This window comes from Bradyrhizobium sp. LCT2, assembly GCF_009931255.1.
Lineage (GTDB): Bacteria > Pseudomonadota > Alphaproteobacteria > Rhizobiales > Xanthobacteraceae > Bradyrhizobium > Bradyrhizobium diazoefficiens.
Window position 1 is genome coordinate 3,368,154 of the sequence record NZ_CP034432.1, and the last position, 20,611, is coordinate 3,388,764.

Below are 20,611 nucleotides of genomic sequence, written 5' to 3' on the forward strand. Positions count from 1 at the left end.
TACCGAAGCTACTGCATCACGCCGTCTCTGCCATGGTCGGCAGGCGAGACAGATTGGCGCATTGGAAGGTATGGCGCTGCTTGTTCGGACCGACGACGATCAGCGCGCGCAGCAGCTCGCCGGTCTTGATTTCCCGGGAGAGGGTGGCGCGCAGGTCTGTGGCGGAGGCGCTCACGACTTCACCAAATGGCCGAATGAACCGCCGCATTATACGAAGTGAGACGCTGCCAGCCACATCCGCCGTCATTCCGGGAGCGCGCGAAGCGCGCAGGCCCGGAATCCATTGGGGCCGCATGCTCTGCGGAGAAATGGATTCCGGGTTCGCCCTGCGGGCGCCCCGGAATGACGAACAGAATCACCGCTGAATGATCTTCATCCAGACATCGCCGAGGATCACGGGCTCCCGCGGCGGCAAATAGGTGAGGCCGGCCTGCCTGCCGAATTCGGCGATCTTGCCTTCAGCTGCGAGCTCGGTCAGTGCCTTGTTGACCGCGTCGATCAGGGCAGGGTCACTGGCAAGCCCGACATAACCACGATTGGCGCCGATCGGATAATAGTAGCCGGACGCGGTGATCGCCGTATCCGGATGCGCGGCGCGGTGGGCATCGAAGCGGCCGAGGTCGATCAGTGTCGCATCATAGTCGCCGCGGGCGAGCGCGCCGAGGAGATCGTCGCGGCCGGGAACGAGATGCGTGATGCCATCGATCAGGCGTCCCTTGTCGAAGGTCATCAGGATCGCATCGCCGAGCGAGCCGCTCTCGATGGCGAGGCGGAGCCCGGCAAGATCGCCGATGTCGGCGATCTTGCGCCCCTTCGCCTTCGGCCCGAGCACCACCGTCATCGGCGAGTAGACGTAAGGCTGGCTCGGTGCGAGCACGCCGAGCGCGACGCGGCGCCGCCGGTCCTCGCGCGTGGCACCGGTGAAATCCGGCAGGCGCGCCGTCTTCATGCCGGGCTTGACGAGGGAATCCGTCGTCAGCGCATAGCCGCCGACCAGCGCGCAGCGGCCGTCGGAGAGCAGCGCATTGGCCTCGAGCTGCGGGCTGGAATCCTCATCCAGCCTGCTCTCGAACCACTGGATCTTCAGCGGTCGTCCGATCCGCTCCGCGATCGCCTGCGCCAGCAGCACATCGAAGCCGGAATCCGCCTTGCCCTTGTGATGCACCGAGAGCGGCGGCCGGTCCTCGTCGAGACAGACGCTCAACGGACCATCGGCCGCATGCGCAGCATTGGCCGCGAGGACCGCGGCGAGGCTCCAGGCGGCGAGCCAGCGCCTCATGGCTTTCTCCGGCTCGAGATGAAGACCCAGAGCTCCCCGATCTGGTCGTCGCTGAGGATGTCGCCCCAGGGTGGCATCTTGTTGTTCTTGCCGTTCTTCACGGTGGTGACGAAGCGCGTCCTGTCGTCGGGGAAGGTGCGCAGGTCCGGCGTGATGGTGCCGGAGTTCATCAGATTGGGGCCGTGGCAGTGCGAGCATTTCTCGGCATAGGTCGACTTGCCATGGTCGATCTGCGCCTGCACGGGATTGCCGGTTGCGTCATCCGCGGCACGAGCGGTCGCCGCAAGCGCGACCGTCAGCACCGCGACGGCGGCGATCTTCGCCGCCGTCTTGTAAGCCACTTCTCTCAGCATCTTGCCGGGGCTATTGCTTGACCGCAAAGACCCACAGCGAGCCGCCGGGCGGCACCTTGGCGAGCCGCTCGTCGCCGGAGAACAGCGAGTAGACGCCGCCGTAGCCGCTGGTGACGGCGATGTACTGCACGCCATCCTGCTGCCACGTCACCGGTTGTCCCTCGATGCCGGAGCCGGTCTGGAACTGCCAGAGCTTCTTGCCGGTGTCGGCATCGAAGGCCTCGAACTCGCCGGTCAGCGTGCCCGTGAACACGACGCCGCCCGCGGTCGACAGCACGCCGGAGAAGCGCGGGATGTCGGCGGGCGCCTCCCACTTCGCCTTGCCGGTCATCGGATCTATCGCCTTCAGATGGCCGCGCGCGCCGTCCCCGAATTCCCAGGGATCGGTGAGGTCCATGCCGAGATACCATTCGCCCTGCTTGAAGGTGACCGGTTCGGCCTTGTACTTGCCGCCGAAGGCGAGCGTGTTGGCGTAGGCCAATCCGGTTTGCGGATTGAACGACATCGGCTCCCAGTTCTTGCCGCCGAGGATCGACGGATAGACCGTCACCTTCTTGCCCTCGCGTGCGTCCTTCGAAACGTCGGTCTCGATCGGGCGGCCCGTCTTCATGTCGACGCCGGTCGCCCAGTTCACCTTCACGTAGGGATTGGCCGCGAGCAGCTTTCCGTTGGTGCGGTCGAGCACGTAGAAGAAGCCGTTGCGGTTGGCATCCATCAGCACCTTGGTCGGCTTGCCCTCGACGTTCATGTCGGCGAGGACCATCTCGGCCACGCTGTCATAGTCGAACGGATTGTTCGGCGAGAACTGGTAGTGCCACTTGATCTTGCCGGTCTTGGGATCCATCGCCAGCACGGAGCAGGTGTAGAGGTTGTCGCCGGGGCGCACCGCCGAGTTGAACGGGCCGGGATTGCCGATGCCCCAATAGACCGTGTTCAGCTCGGGATCGTAGGAGCCGGTGATCCAGGTCGAGCCGCCGCCGAGCTTCCAGGTGTCGCCCTTCCAGGTGTCGCCACCGGGCTCGTCGGGAGAGGGGATCGAATGGGTGCGCCAGAGATGCTTGCCCGTCGCCGGTTCCCAGCCGTCGATGAAGCCGCGGGTGCCGAACTCGGCGCCGGAGATGCCGGTGATGACGACGCCGTCGGCGACCAGCGGGGCCACCGTCATCGAATAGCCTTCCTTGATGTCGGCCGCCTTCTGCCGCCACAGCTCCTTGCCGTCCTTGGCGTCGAGCGCGATCACGTTGGCGTCGAGGGTGGTACGGAACACCTTGCCGTCGTAGAGCGCGGCGCCGCGGTTGATGATGCCGCAGCAGACGATGCGCGGCGTCTCGGCGGGATACTCGATCTTGGATTTCCAGATCTGCTTGCCGGTCTTGGCGTCGACCGCCATGGTCGCGTTGTGCGAGGTCACGTAGATCACGCCCTGGTACACCAGTGGCTGCGATTCCTCGCTGCGATCGTCATTGAAGGAGTAGTTCCAGACCGGGACGAGGTTTTTCACCGTGTCCTTGTTGATCTGGTTCAGGGTCGAGAAGCGCTGGAGATTGTAGCCCATCCCGTAGTTGAGAACGTTCGATGTATCGGTCGCACCCTTGACCAGTTGCTCGGTAGTCTGGGCGTTTGCATACGTTGATGCAAGCATGACGAGGCTCGCGGCCATCGCAAAGCGTTTCATCCGTTCCTCCAAATATGCGCGCCTTTTGACGCTGCGACAGCAACACTCCGCCCGAATGCAAAACGCGTCAATACGAAAGTCGTAAACGTCATGACGGTATGTTGGACGCAGATGTCAGTTACCTTACGCAAACCTGACGACCGACTCTCACTTGTGCGCAGGCGCTGAAAAAATTCCACGGCATGAGGCAATGCCAGCGCGGGGCCGCCGCGCGCGGGCCGGCGGGTTCCGCGAGTTGTGCGGCGCGATACTTGCAATTCCAGACTTGAACCGGGCCTCGCTTGTGGACTTATGTCGTTTCGATCCGGCTCGAATCGGAGCTCTTGGTGAGGGAGGTTTTCATGATGTCACGCCGCTCTGTTGCGCTTGCGCTCACGGTTGCATTGCTGTCCGGTCCGGCCTGGTCGGCCTCCGGCAATGCCGTCAAGATGTTTGATACCGACAATGACGGCACGCTCGACCTTGCCGAGGTGAAGAAGGCGGCTACGGCGCTGTTCGCCAAGCTCGATCCCGACCACGACGGGACGCTGGACGCGCGCGAATTGCGCGGACGGCTGACCGCGAAAGAGCTCGCCGCCGCCGACCCCGACCGCGACGGGACTCTCACGCTCGACGAATATCTCGCTGTGGTGGAGCAGCGCTTCAACGCTGCGAATCCGGACAAGGACGGCACGCTGGATGCGAAGGAGTTGAACTCGCGCGCCGGCCGCGCGCTGCTGCGCTTGTTGCGGTGAAAGCAGCCGCGCTTGACTGGGAGCGAAGACGGTTTGCCCGAGAGGGAAATTCGCAAGCGATATGCGACGGTTCGCTGTGTTTGCGCTCCGATTCCAGACTTGCGCTGTGCCTGACGCAGCCCTAGGTTTTGCCTCGCGCGATGTCGCGCTCAATACCTTGGGAGACCCCGGATGGCTTGGAAAGCTCCGAAGATCGTGGAAGTGCCGGTCGGCATGGAAATCAACATGTACGCCTGCGCTTCGCGCAAGTAAGACTGACGAACCTGCCGCGGCTTCGATGGCAAACGCCGTCGAAGCCGTGGTAGTGTTCGGGATGCGCGCGAGAGCTCAAACCTTCTGGATCATGGCTGCCTGCACATTCGCGCTTGCACCGACCTGCGTGCACGCCGAGGAGGGCTTTGATACCGAGCACATCTTCGGCTTCATGATCGGCACCGATGTCGGAAATCCCGGCGAGCGCGAATTCCAGAGCCAGACCACGGGGCGGTTCGGCAAGGGCGGCGGCACCTATCGCGCCCTCGCGCAGGAGGTCGAGATCGAGGTGGTGCCGCTCCCGAACTTCCGTATCGAACTCGGCGCCACTGCCAGCCTGCACGACATCACCGGCGTCCCCGATATCGACGATCGCCGTCAGTTCAATTTCCAGGGCGCCTCGCTCGACCTGCGCTATCGCCTGCTCGACCGCGAGCGCGCGCCGTTTGGCCTGACCGTTGCCGCCGAGCTCCACGGCGATCGCATCGACGAGACCAGCGGCGCCAAGGGGCGGATGTACGGCACCGAGTTCACGCTCGCCTTCGATCGCGAGCTGATCCCGAACTTTGCCATCGGCGCCCTCAACCTGATTTATCAGCCGGAATGGGCGCGCTTCGATGTGGCGGGGCTGTCGGAGAAAAGCTCCACGATCGGCGCGGCCTTCGCCGGCCTCGTGCGGGTGCGGCCCAACATGTTGCTCGGCGGCGAGCTGCGCTACTTCCGGCAATACGAGGGCATCGGCCTCGGCGAATTCTCGGGCCAGGCCCTGTTCGTCGGCCCGACCGCCTATTTCCAGCTCTCCGAGCGCTCGCGCCTCACCCTGAGTTGGAGCATGCAGGCCTGGGGCCGCCCGGCCGGATCGGGCGCCAATCTCGACCTCGTCAATTTCGAGCGCCATCAGGCGCGGCTGGTGTTCGGCGTTAATTTCTAATGCAGGGTCGTCATGCCCGAGCTTGTCCCGGGCATCCACGTTCTCTGTACCGCGGAGCAAGGCGTGGATGGCCGGGACAAGCCCGGCCATGACGATGTGGAAGCGTCAAGGTCTCAAGTTCTAGCCTCGCATGTTAGGACCTCGCGCAGCAGAGAGATCGGCTGTTCCGGCCAACCCTCACGGCGGATTGAAACTTCCGGCTCCTCGGAACGTAGCCTTTCGTGCTAAACCTTGATCGCCCTTGCGTGAGGATTCCGGCATGAACCCGATCGACCTGGTGGTGACTGTGTGTGCGGTGCTGTCGCCTGCGACCTGCGAGGAACAGCATCTGGTGTTCAACTATGCGGGGTCGCCGCGGCAATGCGCGATGGCGGCGCCACCCTATATCGCGCAATGGGTTGGCGACCATCCGAAGTGGCAGGCGGTACGGTGGCGCTGCGAATATCCGCACGCGAACGACAAGGCGTGACGCGGCCGTCCTATTTCGTGCAGTCCTTCAGATCCTTGTCGGCGATCGAGAACACCGCGTCGGCCTTGATCTCGATGTCGCGGACGACGCACTGCCGCGCGTTGGGATAGCTGACCTTGGCGTCGTAGCGGCCGGGCTCGACGCCGGTGATGCGCAGCCGCTCGTCGTGGTCTACCTCCTTGTCCTTGTCGTTCAGGCACTGGTTCGGTCCCCACTCGGTCTTGCCGGCGGGCGAGAGCTGGAAGCCGGAGATCGTCTCCGTCGTCAGGTTCCAGAGCCGGATGCCCTTGCCCTTGCTCTGGGCGGCGGTTTCGCCGGCAAACGTCAACAAGGCGATCAAAGCCAGAAACCAACGCATCAACCGATCCTCCCAAAGGCGCGCCTTTATTCCCTGATCAGGCGCTCGCGGTTCTTTGCCTTGTCGAAATTCCGGGCGCGGTCAAGGCCGATCGGCGCGATCAGCTTCGCTGAGGTAAGATCAGCGCCCTCGAAATCGGCGTCAGTGACGGTAGCTCCGGTCAGGTCGGCGCCGCCGAGCTGAGCATTTTTGAGCGACGCACCGGTCAGGTCGGCTCCCTTGAGGGAGGCAAATTCAAGATCGACGCGCGACAGGTCGGCGTTGCGCGCGTTCAGCCGTTCCAGATTAGCGGATCGCAGCACGGCGCGCATGAGCCCCATCGACTGGTTGCGCATATCGGCGCCAAGATGCGCATCCGCAATCGAGGCGCCGACCAGGCTTGCGCCGGTGAGGTCGGCCGCGATGCGAGCACCGGTCAGGTCCGCGCCGTCTAGACGCACGCGCGCCATCTGCGAGGCGAACAGATTGGCGCCCTTCAGGCTCGCGCCCGCCAGATCAGCGTCCAGCAGCCATGCCTGATCGAGGATCGCATGATCCAGACGGGCACCGGCGAGTTTTGTCTTGTTGAGTCGTGCCGCACGGAAAATCACCGTGGAAAGGTCGAGACCCGAGAGATCGAGCCCCGACAACCGCTTGCCGGTGAAATCGGCCGGCGCCCCGGCGCTCGCTTTGGCCAGGATGGCCTCGACCTCCTGCCGGCTCATTTCCGCGGAGATCATCGCGGGTGACGTGAGGTCGACGTCACGCATCATGTCCTGCGCGCTCGCCATGGTCGCGACGAGAGCGAGGCCAAGCGTCATGAGGGCGATCATTCGCTTCATCATCAGGCTCCGCTACCGGCCCTGTTTAGCACGCGCTTGGCGTGGTTGCCTATGAGGCATCACGCCCGGCGCGTTCGCCGCTATGTTCGCCTTGGATCCTCGCCACGAGGTCCGCCTTGATCGTGGCGATCTCTGCGTCGCCGCGTGCCCCACGCGGGATGCTGATGGGCACCTCTGCCAGAATGCGCGCCGGCTGCGGCGACAGGAAGAACAGGCGGTCGCCGAGGCGGACCGCATCGTCGAGGCTGTGGGTGACGAGCAGCGTCATCACGGGGCGGCTTGCGACCAGCGTCGCGATCTCGTCGCGCAGGCGCCCCGCGAGCGCGTCGTCGAGCGAGGCGAGGGGCTCGTCGAGCACGAGCAGATCGGGCTCGACTGCGAAGGCGCGAGCCAGAGCGACGCGCCGGGCAAGACCCAGCGACAATTCGCCGGGAAAGTGGCTGCGATGCGCTTCCAGTTCCAGGATCCTGAACAGCTCCGACAGCTTCGCCTCGGAGATGTCTGGAGCCGCAAGCCGCACATTCTGTTCGACCGAGCGCCACGGCAGCAGCCGCGGCTCCTGGAACACCATCCCGATCCGCGCTTCCGGCGGTCGCGCGACGGTCCCGTGGAAATCGCGGTCGAGCCCGAGGATGATGCGCAGCATCGTGCTCTTGCCGCAGCCGGAGGGACCGATCAGCACGCCGACCTCGCCGGATTGAACCGCGAACTTGACCGGCGCCAGCACCTCGTGCGTTTCGCCCGCGGCACTCCTGAACGTCTTGCCTGTGATATCGACTTCAAGCCGCACGGGGCCGCCACCTTGTTGCACGGGCCTCGAACGGCTGCACCAGCACGGTCTCGATCACGAGCACGACGGCGGCGAATGTCAGGGAGTAGGCGAGTAGCCGCGGCGTGTCGAACAGCTGGAAGGCGACACCGATCTCGAAGCCGACGCCGTTCGGCCGTCCCAGGAGTTCGGCGACCAGCACGATCTTCCACACCAGCGACAATCCGGAGCGCGCCGAGGCCGCGATATAGGGCGCAAGCTGCGGCAGCACGACATGGCGGAAGGCACGCCAGCGCGGCATCGCGAACACGCTCGCCATCTCGTCCAGCGAACGGTCGAGCGCGCGCGTGCCCTCGCGCAAGGTGACGATGGCGGTCGGCAGCTTGTTGATGGCGATCGCGGCGATCGCCGCCGCCTCGGTCAGGCCGGCCCAGATATAGGCGAGCACGATCACGACCAGCGCAGGCAGGTTGAGCAGCAGGATCAGCCAGGGATCGCCGAGCCGGTCGGCGAGCTTCACCCGTCCCATCAGGTAGCCGACGGCGCTGCCGAGCGACATCGCCAGCACGAAGGCGAGCGCGACGCGCGCCAGCGTGGCGCCGAGATGCAGGAACAGCGCGCCGCTCGACGCTTCCGCGATGATGACGGTGAGCACGGCAGGCGGGGAGGGCAGCTTTGCGCCGCCGACGAACAGCGCTGCAAGCCACCAGGTCGCGAGGAACAGGGAAAACGAGAGCAGACGCAGCACCTCAGTCTCCGGGGACTGCATGATAGAAGGTGCCGGGGTCGAGTTCGGCCGCCGGCCCGACCAGGTCGCGGCCGCCGGTCTCGGCCAGCACGCGATAGAGCACGCGCGCATCCGCCTCCTCGTCGGCGATGCTCCGGCGCGGAATGCCGTCGCGATAGCGGTCACGGTAGGTCTTGAGCATGACGGCATCGCTCGCGCCGGTGAGCGGCGCGATCTTCTCCCAGGCGGCGTCGGAGGTGACCAGCAGCTGCTTGGCCTTGCGGGTCATCGCAATGAAACGCGCCACCGCATCGCGGTGGCTTGCGGCCCAGCCCTCGTCGAAGACATAGCCGACCGCGGACACCGCGCCCTTGGCCCCCAACTTCGGCAGGATGTCCTCGATGCCGGCGAGGCGGCGAAAGCCCTTGGCCTCGAGCTGGGCGCAGAAATTCCAGAAGTTGAGGCTGGCATCCATTTCGCCGTCGAGCGCCTTGGCGGCGATCAAAGGCGGCGCGCCATAGACGATGGTCGCTTCCGACTTCAGGTCGATGCCGTCCTGCTTCATCCGCGCCTGCAGCAGCAGCCAGCTCTTGTCGATCGCGCCGCCGCCGACGGCGAGCTTGCGGCCCTTGAGGTCGGCGAGCGTCTTGATCGGCGAGGCCGCGGGCACCATTACCGCGCCAAGTGCGCTGGAATAGGGGTAGAAGGTGAGCTTGGCGCCGAGGGCCCGCTCGCGCGACACCCACAGCCAGTCCGAGAGGATGATGTCGGCGCTGCCCGCACGCAGCGCGATCTTGCCGGCTTCGGGGCTCGCAAGCTCGGTGACCTCCAGCGACAGGTCGGCTTCCTTGTCGAGGCCGCCGGCCCGGATCGCGGCCAGCTCCCAGGAGAATGTTCCGGTCTTCTGCACCGCAAGGCGGATGGTATCCGCGGCGCGGACGCTTGCGACCTGTGTCAGCGCCAGCGTCACCGCGAGCGCCAATGTTCGACCAAGTGCTCTCATCACCTTGTGAGCCGTTTCCTCGAAGGGAGTGCTTTTCAGGACAATACGCATAGCATAGCTTTCATCGCAACCAGCGGGAGGACGCTCATGAATCTGGCGGGACAGCTACGACCGATTGTCGCCGCATCGGCGGTGCTGGCGGCGACCGTGTCCACGGCGTGCGCGCAGGAGGCCAACGACTATCCGACGGCGGCGCGCGCGGAATATGTCTATGGCTGCATGAAGGCCAATGGCGAGACACGGGCCGCGATCGAGCAATGTTCCTGCTCGATCGACGTGGTAGCCTCGATCGTCACCTACGAGCGCTACGTCACCGCTGAGACCGCGCTCAGCATGTCCCAGGTGCGCGGCAATCTCGGCGTCCAGTTTCGCACGTCGGAGCAGGCGAACTCGGCGGTGAATGATTTGAGGCGGGCGCAGGCCGAGGCCGAGGTGAGGTGTTTCTGATCTAACACCGTCATTCCGGGGCAATGCGAAGCATCGAACCCGGAATCTCGAGATTCTCAGGTGCGCAATCGCGCACCATAGTTCGGTCCCGCGGACCGCCCCGGAATGACGGCGAGACTATCAAGTCCCCGGCTTCTCCACATCCCACTCGTTGCGGAACACATGTCCATCCGTGTCCTTCGCTTCCGCGCGGAAACGCTTGGCGCCGTTGGAGACATAGGTGAAGCGCAGATTGGGATCTTCGGAGATCGAGATGCCGCCTTCCATTGACAGCACGGGGCTGTCGTCCTGCGTCAGCTTCAACTGGTTGATGAAGAAGGCGGGAATATAGAGCTGCGTGACCTGGTCCATTTGCAGGCCGGAATTGTTGGGATGGCCGATCATGATCTGCGCCTCGCGGACGCGGCTCGCCGGCGCGTCCTCGCGCGCGAATTGCCGGTAGCGCATCTGGCCGAGCCGGTTCTTGGCTTCCTCGACATTCTTTCCCGCAGGCGCGGAGCAGCCGCCGGAGGCCTTCACATAGGTCTTGGCGACATAGAGCTGGCCGTCGCTGAGCTCGGCCACCGCGTGGACGTCGGTGTAGTTGTTGACGCGCACGCGCGTGGAGATCTCGCTGACATTGGCATCCGGCCCGAGCTCGAATTTCGCCGCCATTGGCGCCGGATTGCGGTCGATGACCAGCGTGATCGAACGGATACGGCGGGCATCGCCCGGCGAGAGCTTGCTGCGCAGGGTCACCGGCACGATGGCCGCGTCCTCGGCGCGATACGGCATCTCGATGCCGATCACGTTGGCGCCGTCGTTCATTGGACGGTTGCTGAAGATGTCCTGCACCAGGCCCGGCCAGGGATCGTAGGTCTCTTCGGCCTGCGTCGGCGCGGCAAAGGCGACGCCGAGGAGGAGGGCGATCAGGGGCAGGCGGCGTATGCATCCCGTCATGGTCATGGTCCCGTGCGGACGAAGCAGTCAGGGTCCGCGAAGCTCATCCCTGCATAGCGTAGCGCGCCCGCTACTCCCATTCAATTTCCGAAAATGCTGCGGTTGCGTTGCGGGCATTGTAGTCCTCGAACAGCTGCCAGTGCGGCCGTTCCGATTCAGCGGCCTTGTCCGCGGCGGTTCGGATCGGCGCGCCCTTCTTGTTGAGTGTGCGGACGTCGGACAGCATCGTCGTGAGATAACGTCGTTCATCGGCCAGCGCCGCAGGCCACTCGCTCACGGGGCCGTGACCGGGAATGACGCGAATTGCCGGAACCGCTTCAAGCTCCCTAAGCAGGGCAAGCCAGCCGCGAATGCTGCCGTCCGTGACCGGAATGTGGCGGAGAAAGACGAGGTCGCCCGCGAACAGCGTCTTGGTCGTCTCGTCGAACACCGTCAGGTCATTGTCGCTGTGCGCGGCCGGCCAGGCCCGCAAGGTCAGGCGTCGCGATCCAAGATCGAGCGTCATCGTGTCCGAAACGAGTAGGGTGGGCGGTACGATCTTCACGGGATCGATCAGCTCGCCGCCCATGATGCGACGGAAATTGTCGAGATAGTAGGGCCCGCGCGTCGCCAGTGCCTGCGGCAGCCTGTTGTGGCCGACGAAGCTGGTCCCTTCCGCAACGAAGGCTGCATTACCGAAGACATGGTCGGGATGGCCGTGGGTGTTGATGACGTAGCGGATCGGCTTCTCAGTGCGGGCCCGCACGGCCGCCAACAGCGCCTCGCCCTCGCGCAAGCTGCCGCCGGTGTCGATCACGGCGACCGCGTCGGTGCCCACGATGAAGCCGACATTGGCGATGTCGCCCTCGTTCTCGCGCGTCATCAGGGCAATGGTCCCGGAGTGTACGAAGATTCCCGGCGCGACTTCGCTTACAGGCAATTCGGCTGCATCAGTGCGTGCTAGCGTCGCTATCCCGAGCAGGGTCAGGGCAGCGATCATTGAAGCGATGTGAGACACTTTTCCGCCTCAGTTCAAAGGGTTTGCTGCATTGCACTGCAACAAAGGGAAGCCAGCGCAAGGTTTGGCAAAACATGGCGCGTCATGCGTTGCATGGATAACATTCAAACAAAACGAGGAGGAAGCGCGATGACGGAGGCCGGACGACATCGTCGCTGGTTGTTCTTGCTGTGGGGTCTGGTTGCGTCCTGCGCGCTGGGCGGCGTCGCCATGGCGCAGACCAGCGAGACCGGAGACCTCTCGTTCGAGCTGGTCGACCCGAAGGTGCTGCGGGTCTGCGCCGATCCGCGCAATCTGCCGTTCTCCAACGAGAAGGGCGAGGGGTTCGAGAACAAGCTCGCCGAGCTGTTCGCCGACAAGCTCGGCAAGAAGCTCGACTACGTGTTCTTCCCGCAGGCGACAGGCTTCGTCCGGATGACGCTGGGCGCACATCGCTGCGACGTCATCATGGGTTTCCCGCAAGGCGACGACCTCGTGCAGGGCACCAATCCCTATTACCGCACGACCTATGCGCTGGTCGCAAAGGCCGGCAGCGGGCTCGAAGACGTCGACACGCTCGAAGATGCCAGGCTCAAGGGCAAGCACGTCGGCATCGTCGCCGGCACGCCGCCGGCAACCAATATGGCGATCGCAGGCCTGATGGGCGACGCAAAGCCCTATCCGCTGATGATCGACACGCGCTTCGACAATTCCGCGCAGGCGATGATCGACGACCTCTCGGCCGGCAAGATCGACGCCGGCGTGCTGTGGGGACCGATGGCCGGCTTCTATGCCAAGAAAGCCGGCTCGCTCCATGTCACGCCGCTGGTGAAGGAAACCACCGGTCCGAAGCTGGTCTATCGCATCGGCATGGGCGTGCGTCCCGCCGACCAGAACTGGAAGCGGCAGCTCAACAAGCTGATCCAGGAGAACCAGGGCGAGATAAACAAGATCCTGCTCGACTTCGGCGTTCCCTTGCTGGACGAGAGCGACCGGCCGCTCGGCGCGGAGACGGCCAAGAAGGCGCCATGAGGCGGCGCGTTGCCGCTGCACTGGTCGCCGCCGTTCTGGCGGCACCGGCACTGGCGCAGCAGCCGGAGCCGTTCGAGCCTGAGGGCTACCGTACCGACAATTACCGTGCGCCGGTGCCGGCGACGCTCGCCGGCGCGCGCGTGCTCACCACAGCCGAAGCGGAGGCGATCTGGCGGGATAAGAGCGGCGCGTTCATCGACGTGATGCCGCGCGCGCCGAAGCCGAAAAATCTTCCCCAAGGTACGGTCTGGCGCGATGCGCCGCGCAGAAACATTCCCGGCAGCCTGTGGCTGCCGGATACCGGCTACGGAAATTTGCCGCCAGCCATGGACGATTATTTGCAGCGCGGCCTCGCGCAAGCGTCGCGCGGCGACAAGGCCGCGCTGCTGGTGATCTATTGCCTGGCCGACTGCTGGATGTCCTGGAACGCCGCCAGGCGTGCATTGGCTTACGGCTATTCCAACATCGCCTGGTATCCTGATGGCAGCGACGGCTGGGAGCGCGCGGCATTGCCGACCGACGAAGGGCAGCCGGAGCCGCGGCCGGATCAATAGTAACCGTCATGCCCGGGCATAGCCGTCCGAAGGACGGCGTCGCTTCGCTCGCCTATGTCCCGGGCATCCACGTTCTTCGCGCTGTGGGCGAGGCGTGGATGGCCGGGACTAGCCCGGCCATGACGCCGTGGAGGCCTACTGCTTCTGCAGCTTGGTCAGCGTCCCCGTGCCGTTATTGTCGGTCGCAGAGTAGTTCACCCTGTCGCCGGCATGGACGGCATCCAGCATCGCGGCATCCTTGGCCTTGTACTCCTGGAGCATGCCGGCGCCGCCTGCGCTCCCGCCGACCGTTCCCTTCTGCGTCTGCTGGATCGAGATCGTGCCGTTGAGACGGTCGATCCTGGTGACCATTCCGGTCATGTCGTCAGCAAAAGCGCTGGATGCGAGCACGCTGAGTACCGCAGCGCCTGCGAGGATGAATCTGGTGGTTCCCATCGAGGCCTCCGGGCATTTCGAGATTCACATCGACAAGACATCCTAGAGCGATTTGGTTCCGGCAGATAGCGCGGCAAAGGTTAATAGTCGCAATGAGATCGCGGGAACTTCTGCGGAGCCGTCAGCGAGGTTGACGCTATTCCATTTCCTGCTGGATCACACGGCCGAGCGCGAACAGGCGCTGGTCGATCGCGGTCGGAACCTCGCAGACGAACCGCACCACCTTGTGGCGGTCCTCGAAAATGCGGGTCTTCCAGACCAGCTCGTTGCTGAGCGCCTCGACCTTGGCCTCGTCGCGCGGTGTCGCGCCCTGGAGTGCCTGGAGCTGAATTGTCTCGTCGCGGATCTTGTCGGCGGCGTCGCGCTGCTTGCGGCTGACCCGTTCGAGCCCGTTCATGACCTGCGAGCGCTGGGCGTTGAGGGTGTCGAACAGGCCGGCGAAGAGGAGCTTTGCGTTCGCGGTCTTGTCAGCGGCGGAGCCGGCCAGGAATTCCTTCACCGATTTCTCGGCCTCGTCCAGCGGCGTCTTGCGCGCCGACAGTTTTGAGACCAGCGCGCTGATCCTGGCATCGTCCTTCCACTTGGTCTGGACATCGTCGAGCGCCGGGCCGGCCCAGACGGCGGCGAGCGAGATCTCCGGCACTTTCGCCTGGGTGCAGGGCCAGTCCGGATAGCGCGGATCGGCCGCGCGCGCGGCCGTGCTCGCGGCGGCGAGCGCCAGAACGGCCATGGTCACGGTCCGAACCTTCATCCTTCGCCTCCCGCGGGGCCCCGTCGCGCCAGCCCGCGCGAGGGATCATAGGCCAGAATCGCACCGATCATGAAGACGATTGTGCAGGTCGCAACCACCGCCAGCGAGATCCAGTTGATTTGCCCGTAGAGCGCAAAACGGATCAGTTCGACCGCATGGGTGAACGGATTAGCCTCACAGAGAAAGTACAGATAAGGGCTGCCCTCCTGCACCCGCCAGAGCGGGTAGAGTGCGGAGGAGGCGAAGAACATCGGGAAAATCACGAAGTTCATCACGCCGGCGAAGTTTTCCAGCTGCTTGATGCCGGAGGAGATCAGCATGCCGAGCGAGCCCAGCATCAGTCCGGACAGGATCAGCGCCGGCAGCACCGTGAGATAGCCCGATGGCGGCGGGGTGATGTCCCAGAACCAGGCGATCAGGAGGAACGCGTAGACCTGGAGCAGCGACACTGCGGTGCCCGCCAGCAGCTTGCAGAACAGCAGGAAGCCGCGTGGCAGCGGACTCACCAGCAGCGTGCGCATATTGCCCATCTCGCGGTCATAGACCATCGAGAGCGAGGACTGCATGCCGTTGAAGAGCTGGATCATCGCCATCAGGCCCGGCGCGATATAGACCTCGTAGAGGATGTAGGTCTCGTAGGGCGGGATGATGGAGATGCCGAGCACCTGGCGGAAGCCGGCCGCGAAGATGAAGAGCCACACCAGGGGGCGCACCAGCGCCGAGACGAAGCGTTCGCGCTGATGCAGGAAGCGCAAGCCCTCGCGCCAGACGATGCCGGTGAGGCAAGTCATGTACTCTTGGAACGAGAAGCCGCGCGGCGCCTCGCGCGTGGTGATGCTGCTCATACGCCGCCTCCCGGCACTACTTGCGCGCCGGTCAGGCGCATGAAGGCGGTGTTGACGTCCTGTGCGCCGGCTTCGGTGACGACGCGGCTCATCGGCCCCTGCGCCAGCACCTTGCCCTGGTGCAGCACCACGAGGTCGTCCCCGGCCATGATCTCGTCGAACAGATGCGTGGCCCAGAGCACGCCGATGCCTTGCTCGGTGACGAGCTGGCGGACGTGGCTGATGATATCGGCGCGCGCCTTGACGTCGAGGCCGACGGTCGGCTCGTCCAGCAGCAACAGGCGCGGCCGGTGCAGCAGCGCGCGTGCGATCTCCAGCCGCCGCATCTGGCCGCCGGAGAGATCGCGCACCTTGCTGCCGGCGCGCTCGGAGAGGCCGATGCGGCCGAGCAGCTCGGCGCTGCGCGCGGCCGCCTCGCGGCGGCTGATGCCGTGCAGCGCGGCGTGATAGAGCAGGTTCTGCGTCAGCGACAAATCGAGATCGAGCGTGCGCGGCTGGAACACGACGCCGAGCAGCCGCAGCGCCTCGCCGGGGCTCTTGCTGACGTCATGACCGAAGATGCCGACGCGGCCGGACTGGATGCCGAACAGCCGCGTGATGAGCGAGAACAGCGTGCTCTTGCCGGCGCCGTTGAGGCCGAGCAATGCGGTGAAGCTCGCGGGCTGCACGTTGAAGGAGACGTCCATCAACGCCCGGCGCGGGCCGTAGGCATGGCTGACGCCGTCGACCGACAGCGCCGGCACCGCCGCCGGATCTAGCTTCGGCGCGCTGTCGCGCGGCTCGGCGATGGAGGCGGGACTGGTCATGGCGCGATCGCGATGCCCCAGGGCAGTTCGCCCACCTGAATGGTCTTGATCACCTTCTGCGTGGCGACGTCGATCACGGAAACATCGTTCGACACGCCGTTGGTGGTGAGCAGGTATTTTTCGTCCGGCGTGAACGCCATGTGCCAGACCCGCTGCCCGACCAGCAGGTATTTCGTCACCTTCCGCGTCGCGACATCGACCACGGCGATACGGTTGGCGGGGCCGAGCGCGACGAAGGCGGTCTTGTCGTCCCTGGTCATGCCGATGCCGACCGGCTGGATGGCCTCTTTCCGCAGGCCCGGAATCTCGAACGTGACCTTGCCGATCACCTCGTGCTTCCCGGGATCGATAATCGAGACAGTGCCGCCGATCTCCGAGGACACCCACAATTCGGAAGCGTCGTGCTTGAACTCCGCAAAGCGCGGCCGCGCGTCGACCAGCACGTTGGCGACGATCTGGCGCGAGGCGGTGTCGATGAAATGCGCCATGTTGGTCGTCTCGGACGTGTTGATCAGCGTCTTGCCGTCGGGGCTGATGGTCATGCCCTCGGGCTCGACGCCGACCTGGATGTCGCCGAGGCGGGCGCGCTTCTCGAGATCGATCACGGTCACCGTGTTGTCGTTCTCGTTGGCGACATAGAGGATCTTGCCGGCGGCATCCTGGGCGAACAATTCGGGGTCGGGGCCGGAGGGCAGGCTGTCCACCACGCTTTGCGTCTTGGCGTCGATCACCTGGATGGTGTCGTCGTCGCCGACCGCGACCATCACGAACTTGCCGTCGCGCGTGAAGTCGATGCCGCGCGGGCGCTGGCCGACCTTGATGGTCTTGGTCACCGTCCAGCTGTCGGTGTCGATCACCGAGACCGTGTTGCTCTTCTCGTTCGAGACATAGGCGATGTAGGCGTGCGCGGGCGCGGTCATGAGCGCCAGTCCAGAGAGAAGCCCAACACGCCACACGCGCGACATTTGCGTCCTCACTTCAATTTGCATTTGCTCTCCGGACGGTCGTAGCCGAGCGTATCGAGCTCGGAGACCTGGTGCAGAAACCCTTCCTGCGGCGACACCGACACCACCATGCGGCCGTCGACCAGCAGGATCGGCTGGCGCAGTTGGAGATTCCAGTCGCGCAGCGTCAGCCGCGTGCCCTTGAAGGCAGCGACCGAAAAATCCGGCCCCTTGATGAAATCGGCGACCTTTTTCACATCGCCGGAATTGGTGCGCGAGGTGGCTTCGCCGATCATCCGCACAGCCGTCCACGCCTGCATGTCGAGCGCCGTCATCCGCCGCGAGTTCAGCTTGATGAAGCGGTTCTGCATCTGGATTGCGCCCCACTGGTCCTGCGCGGCGTCCCAGCTGCGCGGCACGAGGCCCGCCGAGCCGGCGACGGGCCGCGGATCCCAGGTGCGGTAGGGCAGATAGGCGCCGAACACCTCGCTCTCGTCGGCGGCGACCAGCACATCGTAGCTAGGGGCCTGCTGCGTGAACACCGGCATCTGGCGCTGGATCAGCGTCACGCCCGAGTCGGTGCGGCGCGCTCCGCCGGCGTCTTCAAAGGTGCGCTCCTGCACGATCTTGGCGCCGAATCGTGTGGCCGTGCGCCTCAGCGCATCGGCGAACAGCTTGTCCTCGTCATGCGAGCCGACCACGAGCAGCCAGCGCTTCCACTGCTTCCACACCAGATACTGGCCGAGCGCGTCTGCCAGCATCGCGCGCGTCGGCGCGGTGTGGATGACATTGGCGCGGCAATCGGCCTCGCGCAGCCGCTCGTCGATCGCGCCGGCGTTGAACAGCAGCGTGCCGCGCTCGCGCAGGGCGTCGGCCACTTTCAGCAGCGCATCCGCCGGCAGATCGGCGATGATGAAGCCATTCTTCTCGGCGAGCGCGGTCGCGGCCTGCACCGCGTCCTCGCCTTCCCTGATGCGGCGCTCCTCCAGCGCAAAGCGCTGGCCCAGGAATTTTCCGGTGGTGTTGTTGTCCTCGATGGCGAGGCGTGCGCCGGCGACGCCGTCATTCTCCGCGGGCTGCTCGACCAGCGACAGCGTCGATCTGGTGCCGGCGAGTCCGAGATAGCCGACGCCGATCATGACAGGGTCGGCCGCGAACGCGCTCGTCGCAGCAAGACCTAAGCCGATCAGGCCGACCAACCATCGGATCATGTTTCCTCCAGGCGTTCTCCCCGGCTTGACCGCCGATGGAGAATTGTCTCTGTTAAAGCATGACCGATTTGTCAGGGCATGCAACCCCGCATTTCGTCCTCGCGACGCGAGGCGGCGGAATCACGATCATGCGAGCGCTGCTATGTTTCGCCGCTTTGCTGTTGACGGGCTCAGTCGCGCTCGCCGATCCGCCGAAGCTCGCCGTGTTCGACTTCGAGCTGATCGACACCAGCCTGCCCGGCGAGTTCTACGGCTCCAAGCCCGAGCTGGTACGGCTGGATCGCATCAGCGAGCAGCTGCGGAAGGAGCTGGCTGATTCGGGCCGGTTCCGGGTGCTCGACATCGCGCCGGTCAGGGACGCCGCCCGTCACGCCAACTTACAGGCCTGCGGCGGCTGCGACCTCAAGCTCGCCGGGCAGCTGGGTGCCGACCTGGAGATCACCGGCATGGTGCAGAAGGTCTCGAACCTGATCATCAACCTCAACATCTACCTGCGCGACGTGAAGACCGGCAACATGATCACGGTGGCGAGCGCCGACATGCGCGGCAACACCGACGAATCCTGGACCCGCACGATGAGCTATCTGATCCGCAACCGGTTGCTGGCGCCGAATTACGGCAAGCCATGAGATCTTCCCCTCTCCCCGCGTGCGGGGAGAGGGGGAGGAGAAAGCGAGCTCACCCGTTCAATCTCTCCGCATGCCAGTTGAGATGATCGCCCATGAACGTCGAGATGAAATAATAGCTGTGGTCGTAGCCCGCCTGCCGCCGCAGCGTCAGCGGGATGCTCGCTTTGCTGCAGGCGGCTTGCAGCAGCTCCGGCTTGAGCTGCTCCTTCAGGAAGTTGTCGGCATCGCCGACATCGACCAGGAAGCCCGAGTATTTCGCGCCATCCTCGATCAGCGCCACGGTGTCGTGGCTGCGCCAGTTGTCCTTGTTGGGCCCGAGATAGCCGGTCAGGGCCTTGATGCCCCAGGGCACCTGCGACGGCGCCACGATCGGCGCGAACGCGCTCGCCGCGCGATAGCGGTGCGGGTTGCGTAGCGCCACCGTCAGCGCGCCGTGGCCGCCCATCGAATGGCCCATCACCGACTGCCGCCTGGCATCGACCGGAAAGTTCTCGGCGACCAGCTTCGGCAGCTCGTCGGTGACATAGCTCCACATCCGATAGTTGCGCGCAAACGGCTCCTGCGTCGCGTCGACATAGAAGCCGGCCCCGAGGCCGAAATCATAGGAATTGTTGGGATCGCCCGGCACGTCCGGCCCGCGCGGTGAGGTGTCGGGCGCGACGAAGATCAGGCCGAGCTCGGCGCAGGCCTTGCGGAATTCGCCCTTCTCGGTGACGTTGGCATGCGTGCAGGTGAGACCCGACAGATACCAGACCACGGGAAGCTTTGCGCCGTCCGCATGCGGGGGAACGTAGACCGAGAACACCATGTCGGTTCCGGTCGCCTGGCTCGCATGGCGGTATACGCCCTGCACGCCGCCGTAGGATTTATTGGTCGAGACAGTCTGAATCGTCATGCCCTAACTCCAGTGGCACTTAACCACATCAACATTGCAACGCTTGTGTGACCGAATTTGTGGCGGCTGCCCGCGCGTCAGGCGACGCCGCTGTCGATCGCCAGCCGCACCAGCTCGACCGAGGTCTTGACCCCGAGCTTCTGGCGCATGATCGACGAGGTGTTGGCGACCGTCTTGTAGGACGACTGCACCAGCCAGGCGATCTCGGACAGGCTCTTTCCGGCGCTGAGCAGCCGCAGGATCTCCATCTCGCGCGCGTTCAGCTTGGACAGCGGGCTTTGCGCCAGTGCCGGCCCGGCGAAGGCGATGCTGCGCGCGATCGCGCTCGGAAGATAAGTGCCGCCGCTTCCGACGGTGCGGATCGCCTCGACGAGATCGTCGGGGTCGCCGGTCTTGGAGACGTAGCCCTTGGCGCCGCATTCGATCGCGCGGGCGGCGAAAGCGGGGTCGTCGTTCATGCTGAACATGATGATGCGGGCCTCGGGCGCGCGCTCGAGGATGCGGCGCGCCAGCTCGAAGCCGGAGACGGTCGGCAGGTTGATGTCGATGACGCAGAGGTCGGGGCGCTCGACAATGAAGACGCACTCGCCGTCTTCGGCGTCGGCGGCCTCCAGGATCTCGATCTCGCCCTCGTCGGCCAGCACGGCACGGCAGCCGGAGGCAACAATGGGATGATCGTCGACGATCAGAATGCGCATAGGCGTTCCCCGCGACAGCGCGTTCCCTGTGACTGAACTTGCCTGTTTTGCGCCGCATGATACCGACAGGAGAGCCAC

At 65.0% G+C, this 20,611-nt stretch carries 27 protein-coding genes; 8 read left to right on the forward strand and 19 right to left on the reverse strand.

The window, feature by feature from the left end; all coding sequences use genetic code 11:
* Nucleotides 1-16 precede the first annotated feature (16 nt).
* The 4 genes from EI171_RS45705 to EI171_RS16285 form a co-directional block, all read right to left on the reverse strand.
* Nucleotides 17-175: a hypothetical protein gene (locus EI171_RS45705; RefSeq protein WP_246740558.1), complete on the reverse strand. Its 159-nt coding sequence runs from the start codon at nucleotides 173-175 to the stop codon at nucleotides 17-19.
* A 180-nt stretch (nucleotides 176-355) separates the two neighbouring features.
* On the reverse strand, nucleotides 356-1,279 hold the full coding sequence (locus EI171_RS16275; protein ID WP_161533961.1) for an ABC transporter substrate-binding protein: 924 nt from the start codon (nucleotides 1,277-1,279) through the stop codon (nucleotides 356-358).
* Nucleotides 1,276-1,632 (reverse strand): cytochrome c, encoded by a 357-nt coding sequence (locus EI171_RS16280; protein ID WP_161533963.1) that lies wholly within the window; start codon nucleotides 1,630-1,632, stop codon nucleotides 1,276-1,278. Before EI171_RS16280 ends, EI171_RS16275 begins: the two co-directional genes overlap by 4 nt.
* Nucleotides 1,633-1,642: 10 nt before the next feature.
* Entirely contained in the window at nucleotides 1,643-3,307 is a 1,665-nt protein-coding gene (locus EI171_RS16285; RefSeq protein WP_161533965.1) for a methanol/ethanol family PQQ-dependent dehydrogenase, read from the reverse strand.
* Nucleotides 3,308-3,648: 341 nt separating this feature from the next.
* Here EI171_RS16285 and EI171_RS16290 point away from each other — a divergent pair, with 341 nt between their 5' ends.
* From EI171_RS16290 to EI171_RS16305, 4 genes are all read left to right on the forward strand, one after another.
* The gene (locus EI171_RS16290; RefSeq protein ID WP_161533967.1) at nucleotides 3,649-4,041 is read left to right on the forward strand and encodes an EF-hand domain-containing protein; all 393 of its coding nucleotides are present in this window, start codon (nucleotides 3,649-3,651) and stop codon (nucleotides 4,039-4,041) included.
* Between the two features lie 171 nt (nucleotides 4,042-4,212).
* Nucleotides 4,213-4,293, forward strand: a complete 81-nt coding sequence (gene pqqA, locus EI171_RS16295) for a pyrroloquinoline quinone precursor peptide PqqA (protein ID WP_008562446.1) — start codon at nucleotides 4,213-4,215, stop codon at nucleotides 4,291-4,293.
* 25 nt (nucleotides 4,294-4,318) lie between these two features.
* The gene (locus EI171_RS16300) at nucleotides 4,319-5,224 is read left to right on the forward strand and encodes a hypothetical protein (protein ID WP_038966738.1); all 906 of its coding nucleotides are present in this window, start codon (nucleotides 4,319-4,321) and stop codon (nucleotides 5,222-5,224) included.
* A gap of 259 nt (nucleotides 5,225-5,483) precedes the next feature.
* The gene (locus EI171_RS16305) at nucleotides 5,484-5,693 is read left to right on the forward strand and encodes a hypothetical protein (protein ID WP_011088944.1); all 210 of its coding nucleotides are present in this window, start codon (nucleotides 5,484-5,486) and stop codon (nucleotides 5,691-5,693) included.
* Between the two features lie 10 nt (nucleotides 5,694-5,703).
* On the opposite strand, the gene EI171_RS16310 is transcribed toward EI171_RS16305, so the two are convergent.
* Genes EI171_RS16310 through EI171_RS16330 form a run of 5 tightly spaced genes read right to left on the reverse strand, consistent with a single transcriptional unit; the run spans nucleotide 5,704 to nucleotide 9,371 of the window.
* A complete protein-coding gene (locus tag EI171_RS16310) occupies nucleotides 5,704-6,051 on the reverse strand; it encodes a hypothetical protein (protein WP_011088943.1) in 348 nt (115 codons plus the stop codon).
* Nucleotides 6,052-6,077: 26 nt separating this feature from the next.
* Complete coding sequence (locus EI171_RS16315) at nucleotides 6,078-6,875, reverse strand: pentapeptide repeat-containing protein (protein WP_161533971.1); 798 nt, start codon at nucleotides 6,873-6,875, stop codon at nucleotides 6,078-6,080.
* A 46-nt stretch (nucleotides 6,876-6,921) separates the two neighbouring features.
* Nucleotides 6,922-7,662 (reverse strand): ABC transporter ATP-binding protein, encoded by a 741-nt coding sequence (locus EI171_RS16320; protein WP_028174368.1) that lies wholly within the window; start codon nucleotides 7,660-7,662, stop codon nucleotides 6,922-6,924.
* Nucleotides 7,652-8,389 carry an ABC transporter permease gene (locus tag EI171_RS16325; protein WP_028174369.1) on the reverse strand — a complete coding sequence of 246 codons (738 nt, stop codon included), beginning with the start codon at nucleotides 8,387-8,389 and terminating at the stop codon, nucleotides 7,652-7,654. The genes EI171_RS16320 and EI171_RS16325 overlap by 11 nt, the downstream gene beginning before the upstream one ends.
* Nucleotide 8,390: 1 nt before the next feature.
* Entirely contained in the window at nucleotides 8,391-9,371 is a 981-nt protein-coding gene (locus tag EI171_RS16330) for an ABC transporter substrate-binding protein (RefSeq protein WP_246740634.1), read from the reverse strand.
* Between the two features lie 87 nt (nucleotides 9,372-9,458).
* Here EI171_RS16330 and EI171_RS16335 point away from each other — a divergent pair, with 87 nt between their 5' ends.
* Nucleotides 9,459-9,818 carry a hypothetical protein gene (locus EI171_RS16335; protein WP_161533976.1) on the forward strand — a complete coding sequence of 120 codons (360 nt, stop codon included), beginning with the start codon at nucleotides 9,459-9,461 and terminating at the stop codon, nucleotides 9,816-9,818.
* Between the two features lie 120 nt (nucleotides 9,819-9,938).
* Here EI171_RS16335 and EI171_RS16340 read toward each other — a convergent pair whose 3' ends face one another.
* Nucleotides 9,939-10,757 carry a quinoprotein dehydrogenase-associated SoxYZ-like carrier gene (locus EI171_RS16340; protein WP_161533979.1) on the reverse strand — a complete coding sequence of 273 codons (819 nt, stop codon included), beginning with the start codon at nucleotides 10,755-10,757 and terminating at the stop codon, nucleotides 9,939-9,941.
* A gap of 70 nt (nucleotides 10,758-10,827) precedes the next feature.
* Nucleotides 10,828-11,754: a quinoprotein relay system zinc metallohydrolase 2 gene (locus EI171_RS16345; RefSeq protein WP_161533981.1), complete on the reverse strand. Its 927-nt coding sequence runs from the start codon at nucleotides 11,752-11,754 to the stop codon at nucleotides 10,828-10,830.
* A gap of 129 nt (nucleotides 11,755-11,883) precedes the next feature.
* On the opposite strand from EI171_RS16345, the gene EI171_RS16350 reads away from it, so the two are divergent.
* The gene (locus EI171_RS16350; protein ID WP_161533984.1) at nucleotides 11,884-12,765 is read left to right on the forward strand and encodes a substrate-binding domain-containing protein; all 882 of its coding nucleotides are present in this window, start codon (nucleotides 11,884-11,886) and stop codon (nucleotides 12,763-12,765) included.
* Nucleotides 12,762-13,319, forward strand: a complete 558-nt coding sequence (locus EI171_RS16355; protein WP_097532453.1) for a PQQ-dependent catabolism-associated CXXCW motif protein — start codon at nucleotides 12,762-12,764, stop codon at nucleotides 13,317-13,319. Before EI171_RS16350 ends, EI171_RS16355 begins: the two co-directional genes overlap by 4 nt.
* A gap of 135 nt (nucleotides 13,320-13,454) precedes the next feature.
* On the opposite strand, the gene EI171_RS16360 is transcribed toward EI171_RS16355, so the two are convergent.
* The 6 genes from EI171_RS16360 to EI171_RS16385 form a co-directional block, all read right to left on the reverse strand.
* Nucleotides 13,455-13,754, reverse strand: coding sequence for a copper-binding protein (locus tag EI171_RS16360; RefSeq protein ID WP_011088933.1), 300 nt, complete (start codon nucleotides 13,752-13,754; stop codon nucleotides 13,455-13,457).
* A gap of 136 nt (nucleotides 13,755-13,890) precedes the next feature.
* Nucleotides 13,891-14,505 carry a hypothetical protein gene (locus EI171_RS16365; RefSeq protein WP_011088932.1) on the reverse strand — a complete coding sequence of 205 codons (615 nt, stop codon included), beginning with the start codon at nucleotides 14,503-14,505 and terminating at the stop codon, nucleotides 13,891-13,893.
* Nucleotides 14,502-15,350: an ABC transporter permease gene (locus EI171_RS16370; protein WP_161533986.1), complete on the reverse strand. Its 849-nt coding sequence runs from the start codon at nucleotides 15,348-15,350 to the stop codon at nucleotides 14,502-14,504. The genes EI171_RS16365 and EI171_RS16370 overlap by 4 nt, the downstream gene beginning before the upstream one ends.
* Entirely contained in the window at nucleotides 15,347-16,156 is an 810-nt protein-coding gene (locus tag EI171_RS16375) for an ABC transporter ATP-binding protein (RefSeq protein WP_110116822.1), read from the reverse strand. The genes EI171_RS16370 and EI171_RS16375 overlap by 4 nt, the downstream gene beginning before the upstream one ends.
* Nucleotides 16,153-17,121: a YVTN family beta-propeller repeat protein gene (locus EI171_RS16380; RefSeq protein ID WP_161533989.1), complete on the reverse strand. Its 969-nt coding sequence runs from the start codon at nucleotides 17,119-17,121 to the stop codon at nucleotides 16,153-16,155. Before EI171_RS16380 ends, EI171_RS16375 begins: the two co-directional genes overlap by 4 nt.
* Nucleotides 17,122-17,129: 8 nt before the next feature.
* Nucleotides 17,130-18,311 (reverse strand): ABC transporter substrate-binding protein, encoded by a 1,182-nt coding sequence (locus EI171_RS16385; protein ID WP_161533993.1) that lies wholly within the window; start codon nucleotides 18,309-18,311, stop codon nucleotides 17,130-17,132.
* A gap of 59 nt (nucleotides 18,312-18,370) precedes the next feature.
* On the opposite strand from EI171_RS16385, the gene EI171_RS16390 reads away from it, so the two are divergent.
* Nucleotides 18,371-18,940 carry a DUF3280 domain-containing protein gene (locus tag EI171_RS16390; RefSeq protein ID WP_182872244.1) on the forward strand — a complete coding sequence of 190 codons (570 nt, stop codon included), beginning with the start codon at nucleotides 18,371-18,373 and terminating at the stop codon, nucleotides 18,938-18,940.
* A 49-nt stretch (nucleotides 18,941-18,989) separates the two neighbouring features.
* Here EI171_RS16390 and fghA read toward each other — a convergent pair whose 3' ends face one another.
* Both fghA and EI171_RS16400 read right to left on the reverse strand, forming a co-directional pair.
* The gene (fghA, locus tag EI171_RS16395; protein ID WP_161533998.1) at nucleotides 18,990-19,835 is read right to left on the reverse strand and encodes an S-formylglutathione hydrolase; all 846 of its coding nucleotides are present in this window, start codon (nucleotides 19,833-19,835) and stop codon (nucleotides 18,990-18,992) included.
* Between the two features lie 77 nt (nucleotides 19,836-19,912).
* Nucleotides 19,913-20,533, reverse strand: a complete 621-nt coding sequence (locus EI171_RS16400) for a response regulator transcription factor (protein WP_027546488.1) — start codon at nucleotides 20,531-20,533, stop codon at nucleotides 19,913-19,915.
* Nucleotides 20,534-20,611: the final 78 nt, after the last annotated feature.